The organism is Mesonia mobilis DSM 19841 (assembly GCF_000423405.1).
Classification (GTDB): domain Bacteria; phylum Bacteroidota; class Bacteroidia; order Flavobacteriales; family Flavobacteriaceae; genus Mesonia; species Mesonia mobilis.
Map to the genome: position 1 here is coordinate 151,834 of NZ_AUHX01000006.1, position 21,075 is coordinate 172,908.

Below are 21,075 nucleotides of genomic sequence, written 5' to 3' on the forward strand. Positions count from 1 at the left end.
CTCTATATTTTTATATCGTTAAAAAATCCTAAGACTATTGTAGTTACTCGACACAGCAATTATCTTTGCAGCAATGAGTACATCTACAATCGCCCAAAGTTTTGCACAATCCCCGCAACAGCAGGAATTGCGGGACGCTATTGCCGTTTCTGAAAAAAATACCGATAAAATTCATCTAAAAGGCCTTGTTGGTTCGTCACTTTCTTTTGTGGTGGCGAATGCTTTTAAAGATGCCAAGCGCCCATTTTTGATGGTTTTAAACGATAAGGAAGAAGCTGCTTATCACTTAAACGACCTCGAGCAGTTAGTTGGCGAGGACAATGTGTTGTTCTATCCCGGCAGTTACCGCAGGCCTTACCAGATCGAAGAAACAGATAATGCGAATGTGCTTTTACGTGCCGAAGTTTTAAACCGAATCAATTCGCGTAAGAAACCGGCGGTGATCGTAACTTATCCTGATGCGCTTTTTGAAAAAGTTGTTACGCGGAAGGAACTCGACAGAAGTACCCTAAAGATCAAGGTGAATGACGAACTTTCGATCGATTTTGTAAACGAAGTTTTGTTTGAATACAAATTCAAGCGAGTAGATTTTGTTACTGAACCTGGTGAATTTTCAGTGCGTGGTGGGATTATCGATGTGTTTTCATTCAGTAATGACGAACCTTACCGAATCGAATTTTTTGGAGATGAAGTAGATAGTATCCGGAGTTTCGATGTCGAGTCGCAATTGTCTACCGATAAGGTGAACAAGATTTCGATAATGCCGAATGTCGAGAATAAAAAGCTCGATGAGGTTCGGGAGAGTTTCTTAAAATATGTCGCCGATAATACGCTGATATTCGTTAAAAATCTCGATCTTTTTACCGCGCAGATCGATAAGCTCTTCAGTAAAGCAGAAGAAGCTTTCGAAAAAATTTCAGGAGAAATTAAACAAAGTGAGCCTAAAGAACTTTTTTGTACTTCAGAATTAATAAAAAAACAACTCCTTAACTTTTCGGTGGCTGAATTAAGCAATCAGGCCTATCTAAAACCGAAAAAGGAGATCATATTTTTTGTGACTCCGCAACCTTCGTTCAATAAACAGTTCGATTTATTGATCAATAATTTAATTGAAAATCAGGAGAGAGGATATTCTAATTATATTTTCTGCGGAAGCGAACAGCAGGCGAAGCGTTTCCACGATATTTTTAAAGATCAGGAGAAAGAGGTAAAATACAAGACGGTGGTACTTTCCCTTTTCCAGGGATTTATTGATGAGCAGGCAAAAAATGTTTGTTACACAGATCATCAGATCTTTGAACGTTACCATAAATTCAGCTTAAAAAATGGTTATGCGAAAAAGCAGGCACTAACACTGAAAGAATTGACCAATCTTACGGTTGGCGATTATGTAACCCATATCGATCACGGGATTGGAAAGTTTGGCGGACTGCAAAAAATAGATGTGGAAGGCAAAAAGCAGGAAGCGATCAAATTGATCTATGGCGAACGTGATATCTTGTATTTGAGCATTCACTCGCTACATAAAATTTCAAAATATAACGGAAAAGACGGGAAGGAACCAAAGATCTTTAAACTGGGTAGTAATGCCTGGAAAAACCTGAAGAAAAAGACCAAAGCCCGTGTTAAACATATTGCTTATAATTTAATTGAATTATACGCAAAACGACATTTGCAGAAAGGTTTTGCTTACGGGCCAGATTCGTATTTGCAGCACGAACTGGAAGCTTCATTTATTTATGAAGACACACCAGATCAAAGCACCGCGACCGAAGCAGTTAAAAAAGATATGGAAAACGAACGTCCAATGGATCGTTTGGTTTGTGGGGACGTTGGTTTTGGGAAGACTGAAGTTGCGATTCGTGCAGCTTTTAAAGCGGTAGATAACGGCAAACAGGTGGCGGTTTTAGTGCCAACCACGATTTTAGCGTTTCAGCATCATCAAACTTTTTCTGAACGTTTAAAAGATTTACCGGTAACGGTTGATTATTTAAACAGGTTTAGAACCGCAAAAGAACGTCGTGAAACCCTTGCTGATCTTGAAAAAGGAACCGTAGATATTATTATTGGGACGCATCAGTTGGTGAATAAGTCGGTTAAATTTAAGGATTTGGGGCTGCTGATTGTTGATGAAGAGCAAAAGTTTGGTGTTGCGGTAAAAGATAAGTTGAAAACCATCAAAGAAAACGTTGATACGCTAACACTCACGGCAACGCCAATTCCGCGTACGCTTCAGTTTAGTTTAATGGCAGCAAGAGATTTATCTACAATAACTACTCCGCCACCAAATCGTTACCCGATCGAGTCGAACGTGATCCGTTTTTCCGAAGAAACCATTCGTGATGCCGTGTTGTATGAAATTCAGCGTGGTGGGCAGGTATTCTTTATTCATAACCGAATTGAAAATATTAAGGAAGTTGCCGGAATGATTCAGCGTTTGGTTCCCGATGCGAAAGTGGGCATTGGTCACGGCCAGATGGATGGGAAGAAATTGGAGAAATTGATGCTGAGTTTTATTAATGGGGAATTTGATGTTTTGGTTTCAACCACAATTATAGAAAGTGGATTAGATGTCACCAATGCGAACACGATCTTTATAAATAATGCGAATAATTTCGGACTATCAGATCTGCACCAAATGCGTGGTCGGGTAGGGCGAAGCAACAAAAAGGCATTTTGTTATTTTATCACGCCGCCATATTCTGCGATGACCGAAGAAGCGCGTAAGCGAATGACGGCGCTAGAGCAGTTTTCGGACCTGGGAAGTGGTTTTAATATCGCAATGAAAGATTTGGAAATTCGTGGTGCGGGAGATCTTTTAGGCGGTGAACAAAGCGGATTCATCAATGAAATTGGTTTTGATACCTATCAGAAAATTCTGAATGAAGCCATCGAAGAGCTGAAAGAAAACGAGTTTAAAGACTTGTATGCCGATCAGGAAAATGCTGAAGAAAAAGATTACGTAAAAGAAACGCAGATCGATACCGATTTTGAAATTCTGTTCCCAGATGATTATATCAATAATATCGCAGAACGACTGAATTTATATACCAAGCTGAACGAGCTGAAAACGGAAGAAGAGTTAGAGAAATATGAAGCTGAACTGGTCGATCGTTTTGGAGAATTACCGGTTCCAGCCGTTGATTTGCTGAATAGCGTTCGTATAAAATGGATCGCTTCAAAAATCGGTTTAGAGCGTATTATTATGAAGCAAAATAAATTGATCGGTTATTTTATTGCCGATCAGCAATCGAGTTTCTACCAAACCAATACGTTTACCAAAGTCTTGCAATACGTGCAAACGCATCCTAACGCCTGCAAGATGAAAGAAAAGAAAACCAGAAACGGTTTACGATTATTACTGACTTTTGAAAGGATTAATTCTATCGAAAAAGCTTTAAAAGCTTTACAGCCTTTAGATTTTAGAAAGAAAACTGCTGAGGTGGAAGCTTAGATTTTTCTTGGAAAATAAAAATTAAACCTCACAGGTTTCCAAAACCTGTGAGGTTTTTGAAATTATAATTTGGGATTGTATTTAAAAATAAAGAAAAGCGTCTTCTAAATGTTCTATTTGAGTGCCGAGCTTATTTTTGATAATCGCTACAATGTCAAAACGTAATTCAACATCAAGATCATTTTCGGTAATGTAAAAATCCATTGCTTTCACCAACTGTTGAATCTGCTTCGGTTTTACAAATTCTTGCGGATTGCCAAATTCCGGAGTACTTCTAGTTTTTACTTCCACCGCGCAGATTAAATTTTCTTTTTGGATAATAATATCGACTTCAGCTTTTTGAAAACGATAATTACGCTCTAAAATAGTAAAGCCCTTTTGCTGTAGAAAATCTACGGCTAGTTGTTCCCCTTTTTTGCCTAAATCATTATGTTGTGCCATAGCTATTTCCTGCGCAGGCAGAAATCTTTTGGTGTTAATATTGAATTGTTATCACCAAGCAGGATTGAAATTATGTTTTTTTAATTATATGTGATGCTGAAACAAGTTCAGCAATACGTGATGATATATAAATATAATCAAATAAAGTTGATTAATCTTTTAGGTAATTCAATTTAGAACCTCGATCTGTAACTTTAAGTTTAATATTTCTTCCAAAAATTAAAGCTTGGTTGTCTTCGATGTGACCTGCCGGAAAATTAAACGCGATCGGATAATCATATTCAGCAACGGTTTCAGCAATAATCTCTTCCGCAGTTTTCCCAAATGGAATTGTATTGTCGTTCATATCGCTCATTCCGCCAATCACTAATCCGGCAAGATGTTCTAACATTCCGTTTCGTTTGAGATTTTGCATCATTCGATCGATATGGTAAAGATATTCATCTAAATCTTCGATAAATAAAATTTTACCTTGTGTATTGATCGCAGAATTACTTCCGCAGAGTGAATAGAGTACCGATAAATTTCCGCCTACCAATTCGCCTTCAGCAGTTCCTGTTTTATTCATTTTAGAGGAAGGAAATTGATAATTCAGTTCTTCTCCAAAAAGAATTTTTCTTAAGGTTTCCCGACTAGCTTCAGATTTAGTTGCTACACCTAAACACATCTGTGCGTGAAGGCTAGCAATTTCGAAGTTATTTATATGCGAATGCAACGCCGTTACATCGCTATAACCAATAATCCATTTCGGATTTTTTTTAAATACTGAAAAATCGATGCGATCTAAAATTCTTACTGTTCCGTAACCACCTTTTGCACACCAAATCGCTTTTATTTCAGGATCGTTTAATTGTTGTTGAAGATCTTTTGCTCGCTGCTTGTCACTTCCCGCAAATTGATGTTTTTCCAGACCAATACTTGAGCCAATCACAGGTTGAAGCTCCCATTTTTCTAATAACTCAATAGCTGGTTTGAGATCTTCTTTATTCGCTTTTCTCGCCGTTGCAATAATGGCAACTTTATCGTTTTTAGATAGATAATCAGGAAGATTCATAAAAGCCTAATATTTACTTCATAAAAGTAAATAAAAAAAGGAAGACGATTGTCTTCCTTTTAAAAATGAATTTTTCTTTAGCATTAATACTCTACTAAGCTTCCGCTGTAATACATAGAGATATCGTCACCATCAAATGTAGTTCCTGTAAAAGTAAACTCATAATTATTGCCATTTTTATTTACTTCTAATTCTCCTGAGGTAATATCGATGTATTCTCCAGTAAATGTATCTGTACTTATGTCTTTATGAATCTCGCTATAAGTATAAGTAAAACCATCTTCGCTGTTGCTATAAGAATAAGTTCCTTCAGCTAGATCAGATGAGTTGTCAGACCACAATTCAAAATAAATACCGGTATAAGAATCACCTTCAGGAATAAATTCACCATTAATCGAAGTTACACTAGCGCTAATCAATGTAATATCAAAGTTAAAAGTCTCATTACTACCTTCTCCGTAGTCCTCAATAACACCAGATCTTAATTGATAGCTGTCACCTTCTATTTCTAAATAGCTATCGCTAGAGGCGTTTGATCCGTTAGAGTTTGATCCAGAATCATCATCGCTACTACAAGAAGTGATAGCGAAAACTGTAAAAATTGATAAAATTAATAAGTAATGTTTTTTCATAATAGATTTGTTAGATTTCTGTCAAATGTAGGCGCTTTTTCAATATCAAAAAATACCTAATAACTAGTATTTTAAATAATCTTGGTTTCTTACCTTTACGCCTTTAAAAATCAAGAAATGAGTACACCAAAACGATATACAATTACAGCGGCTTTACCTTACACTAACGGACCTATTCATATTGGTCATTTAGCGGGAGTTTATGTGCCGGCAGATATTTATGCTAGATATTTAAGAAAACGTGGGAAAGATGTAGTTTTTGTCTGCGGAAGCGACGAACACGGTGTACCCATTACCATTAAAGCAAAAAAAGAAGGCATAACTCCGCAAGATGTAGTAGATAAGTATGATGGAATCATTAGAAAATCATTTCAAGATTTTGGGATCGCATTCGATAATTATTCGCGTACCTCTTCAGAAATTCATCATCAAACTGCATCCGATTTTTTTCAGAAATTGTATGATGAAGATAAGTTTATTGAAGAAGTAACTCAGCAATTATACGATGAAGAAGCGCAGCAATTTTTAGCCGATCGTTTTGTGGTCGGAACTTGCCCAAAATGTGGTTTTGAAGAAAGTTATGGTGATCAATGCGAAAAATGCGGAACTTCACACAACGCTACCGATTTAATTAATCCGAAATCAGCAATTACAGGAGCCACTCCGATCTTAAAAGAAACACGTCACTGGTTTTTACCTTTAGATCAATATGAGCCTTTCTTAAAAGAATGGATTTTAAAAGAACATAAAAAAGATTGGAAATCGAATGTTTACGGTCAATGTAAATCGTGGATCGATGATGGTCTTCGCGCACGTGCCGTAACCCGAGATTTAGATTGGGGTATTCCGGTTCCTGTGGAAGGTGGCGACGGTAAAGTGCTTTACGTTTGGTTTGATGCGCCCATCGGTTATATCTCTGCGACCAAACAATGGGCAGAACGTGAAGGCAAAGATTGGGAACCGTATTGGAAAGATGAAGACACCAAATTGGTTCATTTTATTGGGAAAGACAACATCGTTTTTCACTGTATCATTTTCCCGGTAATGTTAAAAGCGCACGGCGATTATGTGTTGCCTGATAACGTGCCCGCTAACGAATTTTTAAATTTAGAAGGCAATAAACTTTCTACGTCTAAAAACTGGGCAGTTTGGTTACACGAATATTTAGAAGATTTCCCGGGGAAAGAAGATGTGTTGCGTTATGTGTTAACCGCAAACGCTCCGGAAACGAAAGACAACGATTTCACTTGGAAAGACTTTCAGCAACGAAATAACAGCGAATTGGTAGCCATTTTTGGTAACTTTATTAACCGTGTGGTGGTCTTAACCAATAAATATTACGACGGAAAAGTACCAAGCCCAAGTGCGTTGACAGATATTGATGAGCAAACCTTAGCCGAGTTAAAAGCTTATCCTGCAGTAATTGCCAGTTCTATTGAAAAATACCGTTTTAGAGAAGCACAAGCCGAGTTAATGAATGTTGCCCGATTAGGAAACAAATATTTAGCAGACGAAGAGCCTTGGAAAACCTTAAAAACCGACAAAGAGCGTACAGAAACCGTCATGTATATCGCGCTTCAGATCGCTTCAGCATTAGCAACTTTAAGTGAACCGTTTTTACCATTTACTTCAGAAAAGTTGAAAAAAATGCTGAATCTAGGTGAAGCAAATTATTCTTGGGAAGATATTTCAACTGAAAAAGTATTGCTGGAGAAAAATCATCAAATCGGTAAAGCTGAATTGTTATTTGCCAAAGTGGAAGATGAAGAAATTCAGAAACAATTAGATAAATTAGAAGCAACTAAAAAAGCAAACGCGACAGAAACTGCTGAAGTAATTCCGCAGAAAGAGTTGATCGAATTTGACGATTTTACCAAACTCGACCTTCGTGTAGGAACGATTGTTGAAGCTGAAAAAATGCCGAAAGCCAAAAAGCTTTTAGTCCTAAAAGTAGATACCGGTATCGATAAAAGAACCATTGTTTCCGGGATTGCAGAACATTTTAAACCCGAAGATATTATTGGAAAAAAAGTGAGTGTTGTCGCTAATTTAAAACCTATTAAACTCCGCGGAACCTTAAGTGAAGGAATGATCTTAATGACGGAAAACGCCGATGGTAAATTAGTGTTTGTAAATCCAGATGAGAACGGAGTAACTAGCGGAACCGTAATTTCTTAAGATGAGTAAAACTTACTTTTTTTTATTACTGGGACTAATCTCCAGTTTAATTAATGCCCAGCAGGTTTACAATATCCCAAATAACTTAAAAGATAGTAACCGATCGATTAAAGATGCATTTACTATAACTAATCAGGAGACCAAAAACCTAACTTTATTTATAGACGATAATAAAACTTTTAATGCGTATGTTTACGATAAAGCGATGAATCGTTTAGATGAGTTATCTTCAGTGGGTTTGCCAAATCGTTATGATGAAATTTTAGGTTATATTCAAAAGGAAAATAGAACAATTCTTTTTCTAAAACATCGAAATAATAAAGAGTTTGGAGCTATTGTTTATGATTTTAAATCTAATGAAACAAAAGAAATTCAATTTGATATTAAATTTAAAAATGAAGAGTTTGTAGAAGTTTTAAGCAAAAACAATAAGTTTTACATTATTTCTGTTGAAGAAAAATCTTCTAAAATAAACTTTTATGAGTTTGGTGGAATTTCTTACAATAAGCATACAATTCATCTTGACTATAATTTTAGAATAGAAAGAAATCAGCCACAAACTTTGCATCAGATGCTTAGTGTTTCAGAAGGTTTAGGCTCTAATTTAGAGATTGAAAAAATAGAAAACTATTTACCTGTTAGTGTGCAGATGGCAAGCTCAATGAATAAGTTTTATGAAACTACTAATGGTTTTGATCTATCACTAGATAAAAGTATTTATGAGACCTACATTATTTCTGTAGATGTAAGCTCATATGAATATCAAATACACCAATTTGAGAAACCTAAATACTCTTCAACAGAAACATTTTACGGTAATTCTTTTCTATTAGATAACAATATTTTTCAGCTTGTCGCAAATTCAGACGAATTATACTTTCAGGTTATTAATAGAGAGTCTGGAGAGAGTTTGAAAAAGCTTACTTTAAAAAAAGATGAAAGTATCGACTTTAAGAATTCTCCTATTATTCAAGATAAAGAGGGCGATATTTACGCTCCTCATCGAGAACTAGAAAAGACTTCTAAATTTCTTAGGAAAATTGATAATGAAAATATAGCTATTTCAGTTTATAAAGTTGGTTTTGGCTATCAAATTACAATGGGAAGTTATAATGAAATTAAGCAGGGAGGTCCAATGATGATGGGTATGCCTGGTATGTCGATGTCAATGGGAGGTGGTTTTGGTTTAGTAGCTTCAGCATATTTTTCTTATTCATATGGAAAATCGGTTAGAATTGAATGTCTTTTTGATGAACAATTTCGACACTTAGATGGCAAGCCAAGAAAGAATATTTTTGATAAGATTAAAGATTACGCTGAAGTTCTTCAAAATAATGATACTGCAGAAACTGTTTTTGAATGGAATAATGATGTTTATTATGGTTATTATTCTTCAATTACAGAATCTTATCGACTCATAAAATTTTAAATAGCTTGCTCAAAATCGCATTTCATCCCAGTTATGTATATCCGTTGCCGCCAAAGCATCGGTTTCCGATGGAAAAGTATGAGTTGCTTCCGCAGCAATTATTGTTAGAAGGTACTTGTGATGAAGCTAATTTTTTTGAGCCTGAATTGCCCAACGATAAATACATTTGTGCGGTTCACGATCCCGATTATTATTACGATTTTCTCAATTTAAAACTTTCACAGAAAGAGATTCGAAGAACGGGATTTCCGCTTTCTCGCGAGTTAGTTTGGCGAGAACGACTCATTGCCGGCGGCACGATTATGGCTGCAGAATTTGCGTTGAAGTACGGAATTGCGATGAATATTGCCGGTGGTACGCACCACGCGTATACCAATCGAGGCGAAGGTTTTTGTATGCTGAACGATCAAGCGATTGCGGCGAGGTATCTTCAGCAGCAAAAATTAGCAGAAAAAATATTGATTGTCGATCTAGATGTGCATCAAGGCAACGGAACGGCAGAGATTTTTGAAGGCGACGATTCAGTATTTACATTTTCGATGCACGGAGAAAAAAACTATCCGTTTAAAAAAGAGAAATCAGATCTAGATATTGGTTTGCCTAACGATACAAGTGATGAGGTTTATCTCAAAACTTTAAAAGAAACGCTTCCGGAGTTAATAGAAAAAGTAAAACCCGATTTTGTGTTTTATCTTTCTGGTGTCGATGTATTGGCAACCGATAAATTAGGCAAGTTAAGTTTAAGTATCGAAGCTTGTAAAGAGCGCGATCGTTTTGTGTTGCAAACGCTAAAAGAGCAGCAACTCCCTGTAGAATGCAGTATGGGCGGTGGTTATTCTCAAGAAATTAAATATATTGTAGAAGCGCATGCTAATACTTACCGTTTAGCGCAAGAGATTTTCTTTTAACTTCTCCAATTATAACCTTGTAATTCTAACGCAGCCTTTAAAACGTCTTTCTGACTAATTAAGCCAATTAATTTTCCGTGTTCACAAACAGGGAATCTTCTTTTCTTCAGACTTAAAAATTTATTAGCAACATCAAATAAATGCATATCGGGAGAAACCGTTTCAACTTCTTTGATCATATAATTTTCTACGGTCATATTTTCCATCGGTTGGTTATAATACCGAGATTCAGAAATTTGTTTAATACAATCACCTTCAGAAATAATACCGATAAGTTCATTATGTTCGTTGACGACCGGACCTCCGGAAATTTGATGTCGAAGTAAAGTTTCCATCACTTCAATTACATTTTGACCTTCGTAGAATTTATACATATTCTCGGTCATAAAATCACCCACGGTTATATTTTCTGAAACGATAACCTCTCCTAATTGTTTACCTTGAAAACTTTTGATACCCATAACGTTTTGTTTTTCAGTTTCTTAAATTTAACTAAAAATATTGAATTATGAAAATCATATTTTTTTAAGTTGAATATTGGTAAATCGATAATATTTATGAGTAATAGGAAATAAAAAAGCACCTTAATTTATTAAGGTGCTTTTTTAAAATGAAAAACAAGCTAATTATTCAATAAATAGACTAGCAATGGCAACAGCTTCATCTCCTGTTAAGATCTCATCGTAAGCTTGAGAAGAAGCTTCAGCAGTAAAAGGACTTTCATCACCTAAGGTCGATACATCTACACCACCTTGGTTTAAGTTCTCTTCACCATTGTAAACGTCCTGTGTTACCGATGGCATGTTTGGACCGCGTTGATCTAACGTAATCCAACCTTGAAGACCTCTTAATCTTCTAATTTCTGAAGCGTGTCTTGCTTCAACAGAATGAATTTGTAAAGCAGCAGTTAATAGATTGTCATTGCCTATTAATGCTCCTGCTTGTCCTTTATATGCTCTTACACCGGTATCTTCAAAAGCTTGTGCAAGTGCTAATAATTGAGCGTAAGCATCTGGATTATTTGTATTAAAAGGATCGAAAGTTCCGCCAGCGGTAAAATCGAAAGTAGGTTCTGCGGTAGGCGTTTCTCCTAAATCCATTAACGTATCTTGTAATAAGGTCACGTGAGCAGATTCATGCATAGAGATTTGTTCGTAAATCGCATTTGCTTTTCCTGTTCCGTCTTGATCTAATACATTAGAGTCCAAAGCTTGTAAATAAAAACTTGCTTCTAAATATTCTAAAGTTAAGGCTAATTGCAGCGCGTTAACAGCATCGTCTGATTGAAACATTGTTGCTGCTTTTGCTTTATTTGAAGCTGCTGCCATCCCAAAAGGAACTGCAGCGATCGCAGCTTTTTTACCTAAAGAGCTAAAAGTGCTAAAAGCATCTCTTCTTGATGCGCCTTTTTTGGCTAGATTTTCTGATGTAAACTCGTCTAAAAATTTTATAAGATTCATAATATTATTTTTTTAGTTATTAAAAATTGAATTGTTACTGCGTGATCAATTATGGTAATTGATTTGCTGTAAATGGTGTAACAATAAATCCGCCGGCAGCATCAATAATTACAGAAGGGTTTTCGGCGCCGTCTAGACCTGTTATCGGATCTACAATATCGTCTCCTGCAAAAAGTTTGAAATTGTCCATCTCGTTACCACGAATACTTCTAATTGCTGCGGCGTGTCTTGCTTCAACCGAAACAATTTTACCGGCAATTACCAAATAAGCAGCGGTTTCAATGAGTTTACCGGCACCATTGTAGGCTTTTACTCCGGTATCTTCTAATAACTGTGCTGTTGATAACACAGAATCTCTATTTGAAAAATCTACAGAAGAAAAATCAAACTCTAAACTTTCTGGTAAAACTACTTCTGCATCAAAGTTGGTGTTTAAAGCCGCTTTAAAAAACTCTCGGTGGTTTACCTCGTGATTATATAAATCTTCTAAAATTTGTTTCTCTTCCATTGCAGCGCCCGACCAATAAGAACCATTTAATACTTTCGTGTAAAAATCTGCTTCTAATTGTTCTAATGCGTATGCATAGTTAAGGACTCCAAGATCACCACCACCTAAATCAAATAATTCAGGATCCGGATCTGGATTTGGTTCTGTGAAATCGTCATCATCACTACAACTTAATAGTAAGCCGCTACCGGCAAGCGCGAGTCCACTCATTTTTAAAAACTGTCTTCTTTTATTCCCTTTTTTAGTAGTAAGACTTTCTACTTTTACTTTTTTGTTTTTCATAATAAAAATAAGTTTTGTTGATCTACTAAAAGTTACGAGAGAAGAAAGACCTCGGTTTTCTTAATAAAGTTAAAGGTTTGCTTTAATTTGTTAAAAAGAGTTAAAATAGTTGAAGATTATAAAATGTATAAGTCCAAAATTTATAAAAATTGAATTATGACTTCGTTAAGATCATCACTTCCTGAGCTACCACCTCTGTAACATATCTTTTTTCACCGGTTTGGGTTTCGTAGCTTCTGGAGGTAAGTTTACCTTCTAAAATTACTTCTTTACCTTGCGTTAAGTAGTTTTCTACAATTTCGGCAGTTTTGCCCCAGGCAACAATGTTGTGCCATTGGGTATCGGTCACTTTTTCACCTTGACTGTTTTTATAAACTTCGTTTGTAGCCATCGAGAATTTTGCTAATTTTCTTCCGCTTTCTAATTGAATGATTTCTGGGTTGTTCCCTAGGTTTCCGATTAACTGTACTTTGTTTCTTAATGCGTTCATAATGATAAATTTTTAAGCTGAATTTCGTTAGTTCGATTCAGTGAGGCAAAGATGAGGTAGCAACAAAATTTTAATTGGTTAATAAGTGCTTACTTGCGTTTAATGTCGTTTTTAAACGTTTGTAAACGGAAAAATATCTTCAGAAATAGAATAATTTTTTTACCTTTAGTTTTATGGAAAACCTAAGAATAACGATTGTTCAGGAAGATTTAAAGTGGGAAGACACCGAGGCTAATCTTCAATTATTTTCAGAAAAAATAAAAGCCTTAAAAGAACCGACAGACCTCATTATTTTACCTGAAATGTTTACGACAGGTTTTTCTATGAATGCTGAATGTCTTGCTGAAGAAGAAAATTCAACTACCTTAACTTGGCTAAAAACTACCGCGAAAAAATACGAAGTTGCAATAACCGGAAGCGTCATTATTCAGGAGAATGAGAATTATTATAATCGACTATTTTTTGTATTCCCGAATGGTGATTATCAAACTTACGATAAGAAGCATTTATTTACTTTGGCAAACGAGCAACACACTTATTCCGCAGGGAAAAATCGTTTGATAGTGGAGTATAAAGGATGGAAAGTTTGTCCGTTAATTTGCTACGATCTACGTTTTCCTGTTTGGTCGAGAAATACTGAAAATTTTGATTTGTTACTTTATGTAGCCAATTGGCCCAAAAAACGAACAGAAGCTTGGGATGCTCTTTTAAAAGCACGATCGATCGAAAATATGTGTTATGTTGCCGGTGTAAACCGTGTAGGTTTAGATGGTAACGATCACGAATATTCGGGACATTCTGCCGTTTACGATATGTTAGGCAAACAAATTTCTACACCAAAAAACGAAAAAGTGGTTTTTGCAGAAACGCTTCATCTAAACAAAACAGAACTTACCAAAACTCGAAAACGCTTTGCTTTTTTAAACGATCGTGATGCGTTTACTTTAACCTAAAAGTTTCGACGACATCCCAATTGGCTCTTACTTCAATTTCTTTAGGGAAATAGATAATTTCTTCTGCTTGTTTTTGGTTTAGATAACTACCGGTATCCCACTTGCCGTTTTCGTTTTCATCATAAATTATTCGCATAAAGTAAGACCCGGGATTAATGTAATTAAAGGTAAATAGGTTGCCGTCTTCTTCTTGATGAATAATTTCTTTATAAACTTCATCTTTATTATTAGTAAGCTGAACAATTACCGGATAAGATTTAATGTTTTCGATCTTCATATTCAGCACTCCTAAATCGGCAAAATTTGGTGTTCTTAAATTATAGCTTAACGTGTCGTTGGTATGCTCGTAAAAATCGGTTAGCGCGCCCGGAAAAAGCTGAATTTGATAAGCTTGCTTTTCTTCTTTTTCAAAATCGAAGCGATACGTATTTTCGAATGATTGATAATCGTGTTTAAACGGAATAAAAATCGAGTCTTTATTCATGATTTTCACAAAAGCGGTATCTAATTTTTCTAAAGGTAAATTAGCGGTGAGTTTAAATTTTTCATTCACATTGATCGTCCCTTTAGTAACAGCGTTAACTTCTAAAGAATCGGTAAGCATGTCTTTGATCTTGGTATAAACGGTGTCGGTATATTTTTGGTTGTCGACTTTAAAAACCAGACTGTCAACTTCCATAAAAGGTTTGTACCAATAGTGTAAAGTATCTTTTTTACTGTCTTTAATAATTCGGTAATCAAATTCTGAAGGATGCTCAGAAAGTAAACTAATTTTAGTGCTATCGGGAATCCCTTTATAGCCAAAAATTAAATGATGCTTAGCAAGTTGTTTAGGTCGCTGAATTTCGAAATCTAAAATTTCTTTGAAGATATTAATCTTGTAATTTTCGTCGCTCGGCACTTCAATTAAACTATCTACAAAGCCTATTTTATCGCTTCGAGGGTCAAACTTGTAATTTTGATTCTTGTCTAACATCGCCACTATTCTATAGGTTCCTTCTTTCATATTTTCAACAGAAAAAGTATTCAGCGTGTCTTGTGTGTAAGAAATATAAGTTGGCATTTTATTAAAGACCACCGAGTCGTTGTAGGTCGAGTCTACTTCATAAAGCATTACCGAGATAAACTCGTCTGTTTTTCTATTGAAAGCATCTTTTATGCTTCCTTGTACCGAAAGTGAATCGACGTAGCTTCCGGTAGAAAAAATATATTTAAAAAAAGGTAAGGGATTTCCTTCGGTGTTATCGACAATACTATTTCCAAAGTTAATCGTGTAGGTCGTGTTTTCTAAAAGTGTATCTATAATTTTAATTCGCACATCTTTGCTGGCGCTTCCCATCGGGTAGATTTCCGGTTTAGGATCCATCGGTGGCGAGACGATAATTTGGCGTTGCGGATTGTCGAGTTTTATATATTCATTAAAATTTATTCTAATCTCTTCTGCCTTAAAATTAGTCGAAAAATTTTCTGGATATGCATTTACAAATGTGGGCGGGATGGTATCAATATCGCCACCTTGCGGCATACCTCGTTTAGCGCAGTTAAAGAAAAAGCTAAAGCTGAAAAGAGCTAAAAAAAAATATATAAAGCGTTTAAAATTCATCTGGCCAATTTTTCTGCAAAGAAACGATTATTTTTAAATTGAATGATCATTTAAACGGTATAAGCCATTGCAGCAATGCTAAGTTTTACCTCTTCAGCTTTCAGCAATATGCTTCCGCAAGAAACTAACGTGGCGCCGGTGGTTATAATATCGTCTACCAATAAAATGTGTTTACCGATAATCTTTTCTTCATTTTGTAAACTAAAATAATTTGATTTTATTTCTTGTCGAGCTAATCTTCCTTTAAAAACTTGGGTTTTAGAAGCTTCTTTTTTCACCAAAACATCATCGATGTAAATTTTGTTGAAGTGTTGTGCGATCACTTTGGCAAAACCTTCTACCTGATTATAACCGCGTTCCTTTTTTCTACTTTTATGAATAGGCACCGGGATCACGGCATCAATATGCTCCATAAAATCGCCCTTAGCTAAGTAAGGAGAAATCCATTCACCTAAATAGGTGCTGATCTCTGGGTGATTTCTATATTTTAAATTATGAAACAGCTCTTGAGTAATGCCTTTTTTATAGAAATAGAGCAAACTTGTAACGTTGTGAACAGCAATTTGATTTTCAAATACTTTTTTTAATGTATTTTCGTTATCTAAATGTGTATTGGCTAACGGTAGTTCGTGTAAGCAATGTGAACAAAGAATTTCTTGTTCAACCAAATTCTCACTACAAGCTAGGCACTTTTGAGGAAAGAATAAATGAAATAAATCTTTAAACAATTCATTATTAATTTCTTACCAAGTTAATAAAAATTGTACTCTTTTATTTATGAGCGAAAAGAAAAAAGAAAACATTTTAAAAATTCTTATTGGTGTTTTACTTGCCGGGTTGGTAATTATGGGCGGTTACACCTTTAATTTTCATCGAGAAAAAAATGAGAATGAAAAATACTTAGAAGATGAGAAAGCTTATTTGCAAACTGAGCTTAAAGAAATACAAGTCGCTTACGATAGCTTAGAAGTCGAAAATTCTTCAATAAAAAAAAGTTTACAGAAAGAAAAGCAACGTATTCTGGCCTTGTTAGATTCGATCAATTCTTTAGAATCGAATTATAACCAATTAAAAAAATACAGGCAACAAGCCGATCAATTAAAAATTGAAAAGCAACGTTTACTTAATCATATTGCCGAGTTGGCAGAAGAGAATCAAAAATTGAAAACTGCTATCGATAGCACCAATCAAATTCTTCAAAATACGCAACAAAAAACAGATTCGCTTAACACTAAAAATGAAGAGTTACAGCAAAAAATAAATGAAGCTTCGGTTATTCAGATCTCAGAAATTCACGGTGAAGGAGTTTACTTGCGCAAAAACGGAGAGGTAAAACCTACGCGCAATGTAAAACGAATTGAAAATATGCGAATTTGTTTTCAGCTTAATGAAAGTAAAATTGCGCCAGCCGGCAACAAGAATATCTTTATTCAGGTAATTAATCCTAACAATAATTTAATCGGCGAAAAGAAAAAGGAACTTTTTGACGAGAAAGAATTGTACTACAGCGCTAAAACCGAGGTTAATTATCATCAGATCAACTTAAACGTTTGTGCGTTAATGGATATAGCCGAAAATAATGCTGTTGAAGGCAAGTATATTGTGCATATTTTCGATAACGACGTTTTACTTTCCTCTGCCTCATTTATTATCGAATAAAAAACCGCTTAATATCTGTTAATTAAAGTCGGTTTTATATTTTTGTTGTATGGCAAAACAACAAGATAAATTTAAGCAGGTAATCGCTCACGCAAAAGAGTACGGTTATATATTTTCTTCAAGTGAAATTTATGACGGTCTTAGTGCAGTTTATGACTATGGTCAAAACGGAGCAGAGTTAAAGAAAAATATAAAAGATTATTGGTGGAAAAGCATGGTTCAGCTTCACGACAACATTGTTGGGTTAGATGCTGCGATTTTAATGCATCCAACCACGTGGAAAGCTTCTGGTCACGTCGATGCTTTTAACGACCCGTTAATCGATAATAAAGATTCTAAAAAGCGTTATCGCGCCGATGTTTTAGTAGAAGATTATGCTGAAAAAATTAACCAAAAAGCGCAAAAAGAAATTGCGAAAGCAAAGAAGCGTTTTGGTGATAAATTTGACGAAGCAGAATTTGTAAGCACCAATCCGCGTGTAATTCGATACAAAACAGAAGAAAAAGAAATTTTAGAGCGTTTGGCAAAATCGTTAACCAATGAAGATCTAGCCGATGTAAAAGCTTTAATTGAAGAATTAGAAATTGCTTGCCCGGAGACCGGTTCTAAAAACTGGACAGACGTAAAGCAATTCAACTTAATGTTCGGTACCAAATTAGGAGCTTCTGCAGACAGCGCAACAGATCTATACTTAAGACCAGAAACTGCGCAGGGTATTTTTGTAAATTTTGCGAATGTGCAAAAAACCGGAAGAATGAAAATACCTTTCGGGATCGCACAAATTGGTAAAGCCTTTAGAAATGAGATCGTAGCAAGACAATTTATCTTCCGTCAACGTGAGTTTGAACAAATGGAAATGCAATTTTTTGTACGTCCGGGTGAAGAACTTACTTGGTTCGAAAAATGGAAAGAAACTCGCCAACAATGGCACGCTTCTCTTGGTTTAGGTGAAGAAAATTACCGTTTTCACGATCACGAGAAAATGGCACATTATGCAAATGCCGCAACCGATATCGAATTTAATTTCCCGTTTGGGTTTAAAGAATTAGAAGGTATTCATTCACGTACCGATTTCGATTTAAAAGCACATGAAGAGCATTCAGGTAAAAAATTACAGTTTTTTGATCCTGAAATGAATAAAAACTACGTGCCTTACGTGATCGAAACTTCTATTGGTTTAGATCGTATGTTCTTAGCAGTTTTCTCAAGTTCTTTACAAGAGGAAGAGTTAGAAGGCGGAACTTCAAGAACCGTTTTAAAACTTCCGGCAATTTTAGCGCCTTACAAAGCGGCAATTTTACCATTAGTAAAGAAAGATGGTTTACCGGAAATCGCTCAAGAAATCGTAGACGATTTAAAATGGGATTTCAATATAACTTATGATGAAAAAGATGCTGTTGGTAGAAGATACCGTCGTCAAGATGCTGCGGGAACGCCATTTTGTATTACAGTAGATCACGACACCAAAGATGATCACCAAGTTACCGTTAGAAATAGAGATACGATGGAACAAAAACGAGTTCCGATCGCTGAGTTAAAATCTTTGATCCAGAAAGAAGTAGATTTTAAAACTTGGATGAAAAAATAAGCTGAAGTTTTCACTTTAGCGCATAAAAAAAGCTTCTCAAACGAGAAGCTTTTTTTATTTGTTTAATCTTATATATTATTCAGAAACAGCGATAGAGTTAGAGTTTTGCCAAGTCGTTACATCGGCAATTTGATTTTCAGAATAGTCAACTTCAACTAATTCATCATTTTTCCAGAAAAACCATTTTCCGGTTTTTACTCCGTCTGCATAATTACCAATGGCTGTTTTTTCACCTTCAGCATTATACATAACCCATTCACCGTGAAGTTTACCATCTTTGTAAGTTCCTACTTGTTGTACTTCACCGTTATCGTAATAATATGTTCCTTTTACTAAGTCACCTTTTTTCTCAAAATTTGGCTTTACTTCTTGTGCATTCATTCCTACTCCAAGTAATACCATCGCCATAAAAACTATCTTCTTCATCGTATTTTATTTAAAGTTAACTTAACAAATATAATAATTATTTACATTAAATCAATAATTACGTAACATTAAATTAACATAGGAAGTGTTTTTTGTTGAAAATTAGCGAGTTAAATGTGTAAAGAGAGTTAATATTCATCTATATTTTATCGTGATATTAGTAGAGCAAAACAGAAATACTTCTTATTTTTGCGCTCAAATTTGAACAGACAAACTATGTATAGATCACATACAAACGGAGAATTACGACTAAGTCATAAAGAAGAAATGGTGACTTTGGCCGGTTGGGTACAAAAAACAAGAGATAAAGGATTTATGATTTGGGTAGACCTTCGCGATCGCTATGGGATCACTCAACTTATTTTTGACGAAGAACGTACTCCGGCAGCTGTGATGGAAAAAGCAAAAAGCTTAGGCCGTGAGTTTGTGATCCAAATTAAAGGTAAAGTTATTGAGCGTGAATCTAAAAACGCTAATATTCCTACCGGTGATGTGGAGATTTTGGTAGAAGAATTAGAAGTGCTTAACCAGGCATTAGTGCCACCATTTACCATTGAAGATAAAACGGATGGAGGTGAAGACCTTCGTATGAAATATCGCTATTTAGATATTCGTAGAAACCCGGTAAAAAATAAATTGGTATTTCGTCACAAAGTAACGATGGAAGTAAGGAACTTCTTATCGAAGCAAGATTTTGTTGAGGTTGAAACACCATATTTAATTAAATCTACTCCAGAAGGTGCGCGAGATTTTGTCGTGCCAAGTAGAATGAATGAAGGGCAGTTTTACGCACTTCCGCAGTCACCACAAACCTTTAAGCAATTGTTGATGGTTGGCGGAATGGATAAATATTTCCAAATCGTAAAATGTTTTAGAGATGAAGATCTACGTGCAGATCGTCAGCCGGAGTTTACACAGATCGACTGTGAAATGGCGTTTGTAGAACAAGAAGATATTTTAGATACTTTTGAAGGTTTAACCCGTCATTTATTGAAAGAAATTAACGGAGTTGAGCTAGAAAAATTCCCTCGAATGACTTACGACGACGCGATGCGTAAGTATGGTAACGACAAACCTGATATTCGTTTTGGGATGGAATTTGGGGAGTTAAATGAAGTGACCAAACATAAAGACTTCAAGATTTTTAATGAAGCAGAATTAGTTGTTGGTATCGCCGTTCCTGCTGGCGCAAGCTATAGTAGAAAAGAGATCGATAAACTTATCGATTGGGTAAAGCGACCACAAGTAGGCGCTTTAGGGATGGTTTACGCAAAATACAATGAAGACGGGAGTTTTAAATCTTCGGTAGATAAATTTTACGATGAGGCAGATTTAAAAGCTTGGGCAGAAAAAACCAACGCAAAACCTGGCGATCTAATTTGTGTACTTTCCGGAGAAACAAATAAAGTTAGAGCGCAATTAAGCGCTTTCCGTATGGAAATGGCAGAACGTTTAGGTTTAAGAGATCCTAAAACTTTTGCTCCGCTTTGGGTAGTAGATTTTCCATTACTGGAGTGGGATGAAGAAACTGAACGTTACCACGCGATGCACCACCCGTTTACTTCACCTAAAGTAGAAGATATTCCGCTATTGGCAACAGAACCGGGTAAAGTAAAGGCAAATGCTTACGATCTAGTATTGAATGGGAATGAAATTGGTGGTGGTTCTATTAGAATTCACGATAAAGCTACGCAAGCTACCATGTTCGATTACTTAGGTTTTTCTGAAGAAGAAGCAAAAGCACAATTTGGTTTCTTGATGGATGCTTTTCAATACGGAGCGCCACCGCACGGAGGTTTAGCTTTTGGTTTAGACCGATTGGTAGCTATTTTAGGCGGACAAGAAACGATTAGAGATTTTATTGCTTTCCCTAAAAATAATGCAGGTAGAGATGTAATGATCGACGCGCCGGCAAAAATTGATGATGAGCAACTAAAAGAACTTCATCTAAAAGTTGAATTAGAATAAAAATTAAAAAATCCTGTGAAAACAGGATTTTTTTAGCCAAAA

General features: G+C 35.6%; 18 protein-coding genes. 8 read left to right on the forward strand and 10 right to left on the reverse strand.

Annotated features, from left to right (window positions below):
• Window positions 1–73 precede the first annotated feature (73 nt).
• Entirely contained in the window at window positions 74–3,454 is a 3,381-nt protein-coding gene (gene mfd / locus G551_RS0106660) for a transcription-repair coupling factor (protein WP_027884824.1), read from the forward strand.
• Between the two features lie 81 nt (window positions 3,455–3,535).
• Here mfd and G551_RS0106665 read toward each other — a convergent pair whose 3' ends face one another.
• The 3 genes from G551_RS0106665 to G551_RS0106675 form a co-directional block, all read right to left on the reverse strand.
• Window positions 3,536–3,895 (reverse strand): YraN family protein, encoded by a 360-nt coding sequence (locus G551_RS0106665; protein ID WP_027884825.1) that lies wholly within the window; start codon window positions 3,893–3,895, stop codon window positions 3,536–3,538.
• Between the two features lie 151 nt (window positions 3,896–4,046).
• A complete protein-coding gene (locus G551_RS0106670; protein ID WP_027884826.1) occupies window positions 4,047–4,949 on the reverse strand; it encodes a S66 peptidase family protein in 903 nt (300 codons plus the stop codon).
• Window positions 4,950–5,032: 83 nt separating this feature from the next.
• Complete coding sequence (locus tag G551_RS0106675; RefSeq protein ID WP_027884827.1) at window positions 5,033–5,581, reverse strand: hypothetical protein; 549 nt, start codon at window positions 5,579–5,581, stop codon at window positions 5,033–5,035.
• Window positions 5,582–5,698: 117 nt separating this feature from the next.
• Between G551_RS0106675 and metG the strand changes: the two genes are divergently transcribed.
• From metG to G551_RS0106690, 3 genes are read left to right on the forward strand one after another with little or no spacing between them, the layout of a single operon-like run.
• Complete coding sequence (gene metG / locus G551_RS0106680; protein ID WP_027884828.1) at window positions 5,699–7,759, forward strand: methionine--tRNA ligase; 2,061 nt, start codon at window positions 5,699–5,701, stop codon at window positions 7,757–7,759.
• Between the two features lies 1 nt (window position 7,760).
• Entirely contained in the window at window positions 7,761–9,188 is a 1,428-nt protein-coding gene (locus tag G551_RS0106685; protein ID WP_027884829.1) for a hypothetical protein, read from the forward strand.
• A gap of 5 nt (window positions 9,189–9,193) precedes the next feature.
• Window positions 9,194–10,096 carry a histone deacetylase family protein gene (locus G551_RS0106690; RefSeq protein WP_027884830.1) on the forward strand — a complete coding sequence of 301 codons (903 nt, stop codon included), beginning with the start codon at window positions 9,194–9,196 and terminating at the stop codon, window positions 10,094–10,096.
• Here G551_RS0106690 and G551_RS0106695 read toward each other — a convergent pair.
• The 4 genes from G551_RS0106695 to G551_RS0106710 form a co-directional block, all read right to left on the reverse strand.
• A complete protein-coding gene (locus tag G551_RS0106695) occupies window positions 10,093–10,557 on the reverse strand; it encodes a CBS domain-containing protein (protein WP_027884831.1) in 465 nt (154 codons plus the stop codon). The genes G551_RS0106690 and G551_RS0106695 overlap by 4 nt on opposite strands.
• A 165-nt stretch (window positions 10,558–10,722) precedes the next feature.
• Complete coding sequence (locus tag G551_RS0106700) at window positions 10,723–11,556, reverse strand: ferritin-like domain-containing protein (RefSeq protein ID WP_027884832.1); 834 nt, start codon at window positions 11,554–11,556, stop codon at window positions 10,723–10,725.
• 49 nt (window positions 11,557–11,605) lie between these two features.
• Window positions 11,606–12,346 (reverse strand): ferritin-like domain-containing protein, encoded by a 741-nt coding sequence (locus G551_RS0106705; RefSeq protein WP_027884833.1) that lies wholly within the window; start codon window positions 12,344–12,346, stop codon window positions 11,606–11,608.
• 154 nt (window positions 12,347–12,500) lie between these two features.
• On the reverse strand, window positions 12,501–12,836 hold the full coding sequence (locus G551_RS0106710) for a single-stranded DNA-binding protein (protein WP_027884834.1): 336 nt from the start codon (window positions 12,834–12,836) through the stop codon (window positions 12,501–12,503).
• A gap of 173 nt (window positions 12,837–13,009) precedes the next feature.
• On the opposite strand from G551_RS0106710, the gene G551_RS0106715 reads away from it, so the two are divergent.
• On the forward strand, window positions 13,010–13,789 hold the full coding sequence (locus G551_RS0106715) for an amidohydrolase (RefSeq protein ID WP_027884835.1): 780 nt from the start codon (window positions 13,010–13,012) through the stop codon (window positions 13,787–13,789).
• Here G551_RS0106715 and G551_RS0106720 read toward each other — a convergent pair.
• Together G551_RS0106720 and G551_RS0106725 are read right to left on the reverse strand one after the other, a co-directional pair.
• Complete coding sequence (locus tag G551_RS0106720) at window positions 13,776–15,392, reverse strand: Ig-like domain-containing protein (protein WP_027884836.1); 1,617 nt, start codon at window positions 15,390–15,392, stop codon at window positions 13,776–13,778. The genes G551_RS0106715 and G551_RS0106720 overlap by 14 nt on opposite strands.
• Window positions 15,393–15,442: 50 nt before the next feature.
• Window positions 15,443–16,120, reverse strand: a complete 678-nt coding sequence (locus tag G551_RS0106725) for a ComF family protein (RefSeq protein WP_027884837.1) — start codon at window positions 16,118–16,120, stop codon at window positions 15,443–15,445.
• Between the two features lie 49 nt (window positions 16,121–16,169).
• On the opposite strand from G551_RS0106725, the gene G551_RS0106730 reads away from it, so the two are divergent.
• Together G551_RS0106730 and G551_RS0106735 are read left to right on the forward strand one after the other, a co-directional pair.
• Window positions 16,170–17,051 carry a coiled-coil domain-containing protein gene (locus tag G551_RS0106730; RefSeq protein WP_027884838.1) on the forward strand — a complete coding sequence of 294 codons (882 nt, stop codon included), beginning with the start codon at window positions 16,170–16,172 and terminating at the stop codon, window positions 17,049–17,051.
• A 49-nt stretch (window positions 17,052–17,100) separates the two neighbouring features.
• Complete coding sequence (locus G551_RS0106735) at window positions 17,101–18,639, forward strand: glycine--tRNA ligase (RefSeq protein ID WP_027884839.1); 1,539 nt, start codon at window positions 17,101–17,103, stop codon at window positions 18,637–18,639.
• A gap of 75 nt (window positions 18,640–18,714) precedes the next feature.
• Here the strand turns inward: G551_RS0106735 and G551_RS0106740 are convergent, their stop codons facing one another.
• Window positions 18,715–19,065 carry a toxin-antitoxin system YwqK family antitoxin gene (locus G551_RS0106740; protein ID WP_027884840.1) on the reverse strand — a complete coding sequence of 117 codons (351 nt, stop codon included), beginning with the start codon at window positions 19,063–19,065 and terminating at the stop codon, window positions 18,715–18,717.
• A 216-nt stretch (window positions 19,066–19,281) separates the two neighbouring features.
• Here G551_RS0106740 and aspS point away from each other — a divergent pair, with 216 nt between their 5' ends.
• Window positions 19,282–21,033 carry an aspartate--tRNA ligase gene (aspS, locus tag G551_RS0106745; RefSeq protein WP_027884841.1) on the forward strand — a complete coding sequence of 584 codons (1,752 nt, stop codon included), beginning with the start codon at window positions 19,282–19,284 and terminating at the stop codon, window positions 21,031–21,033.
• The last annotated feature ends 42 nt before the right edge of the window (window positions 21,034–21,075 follow it).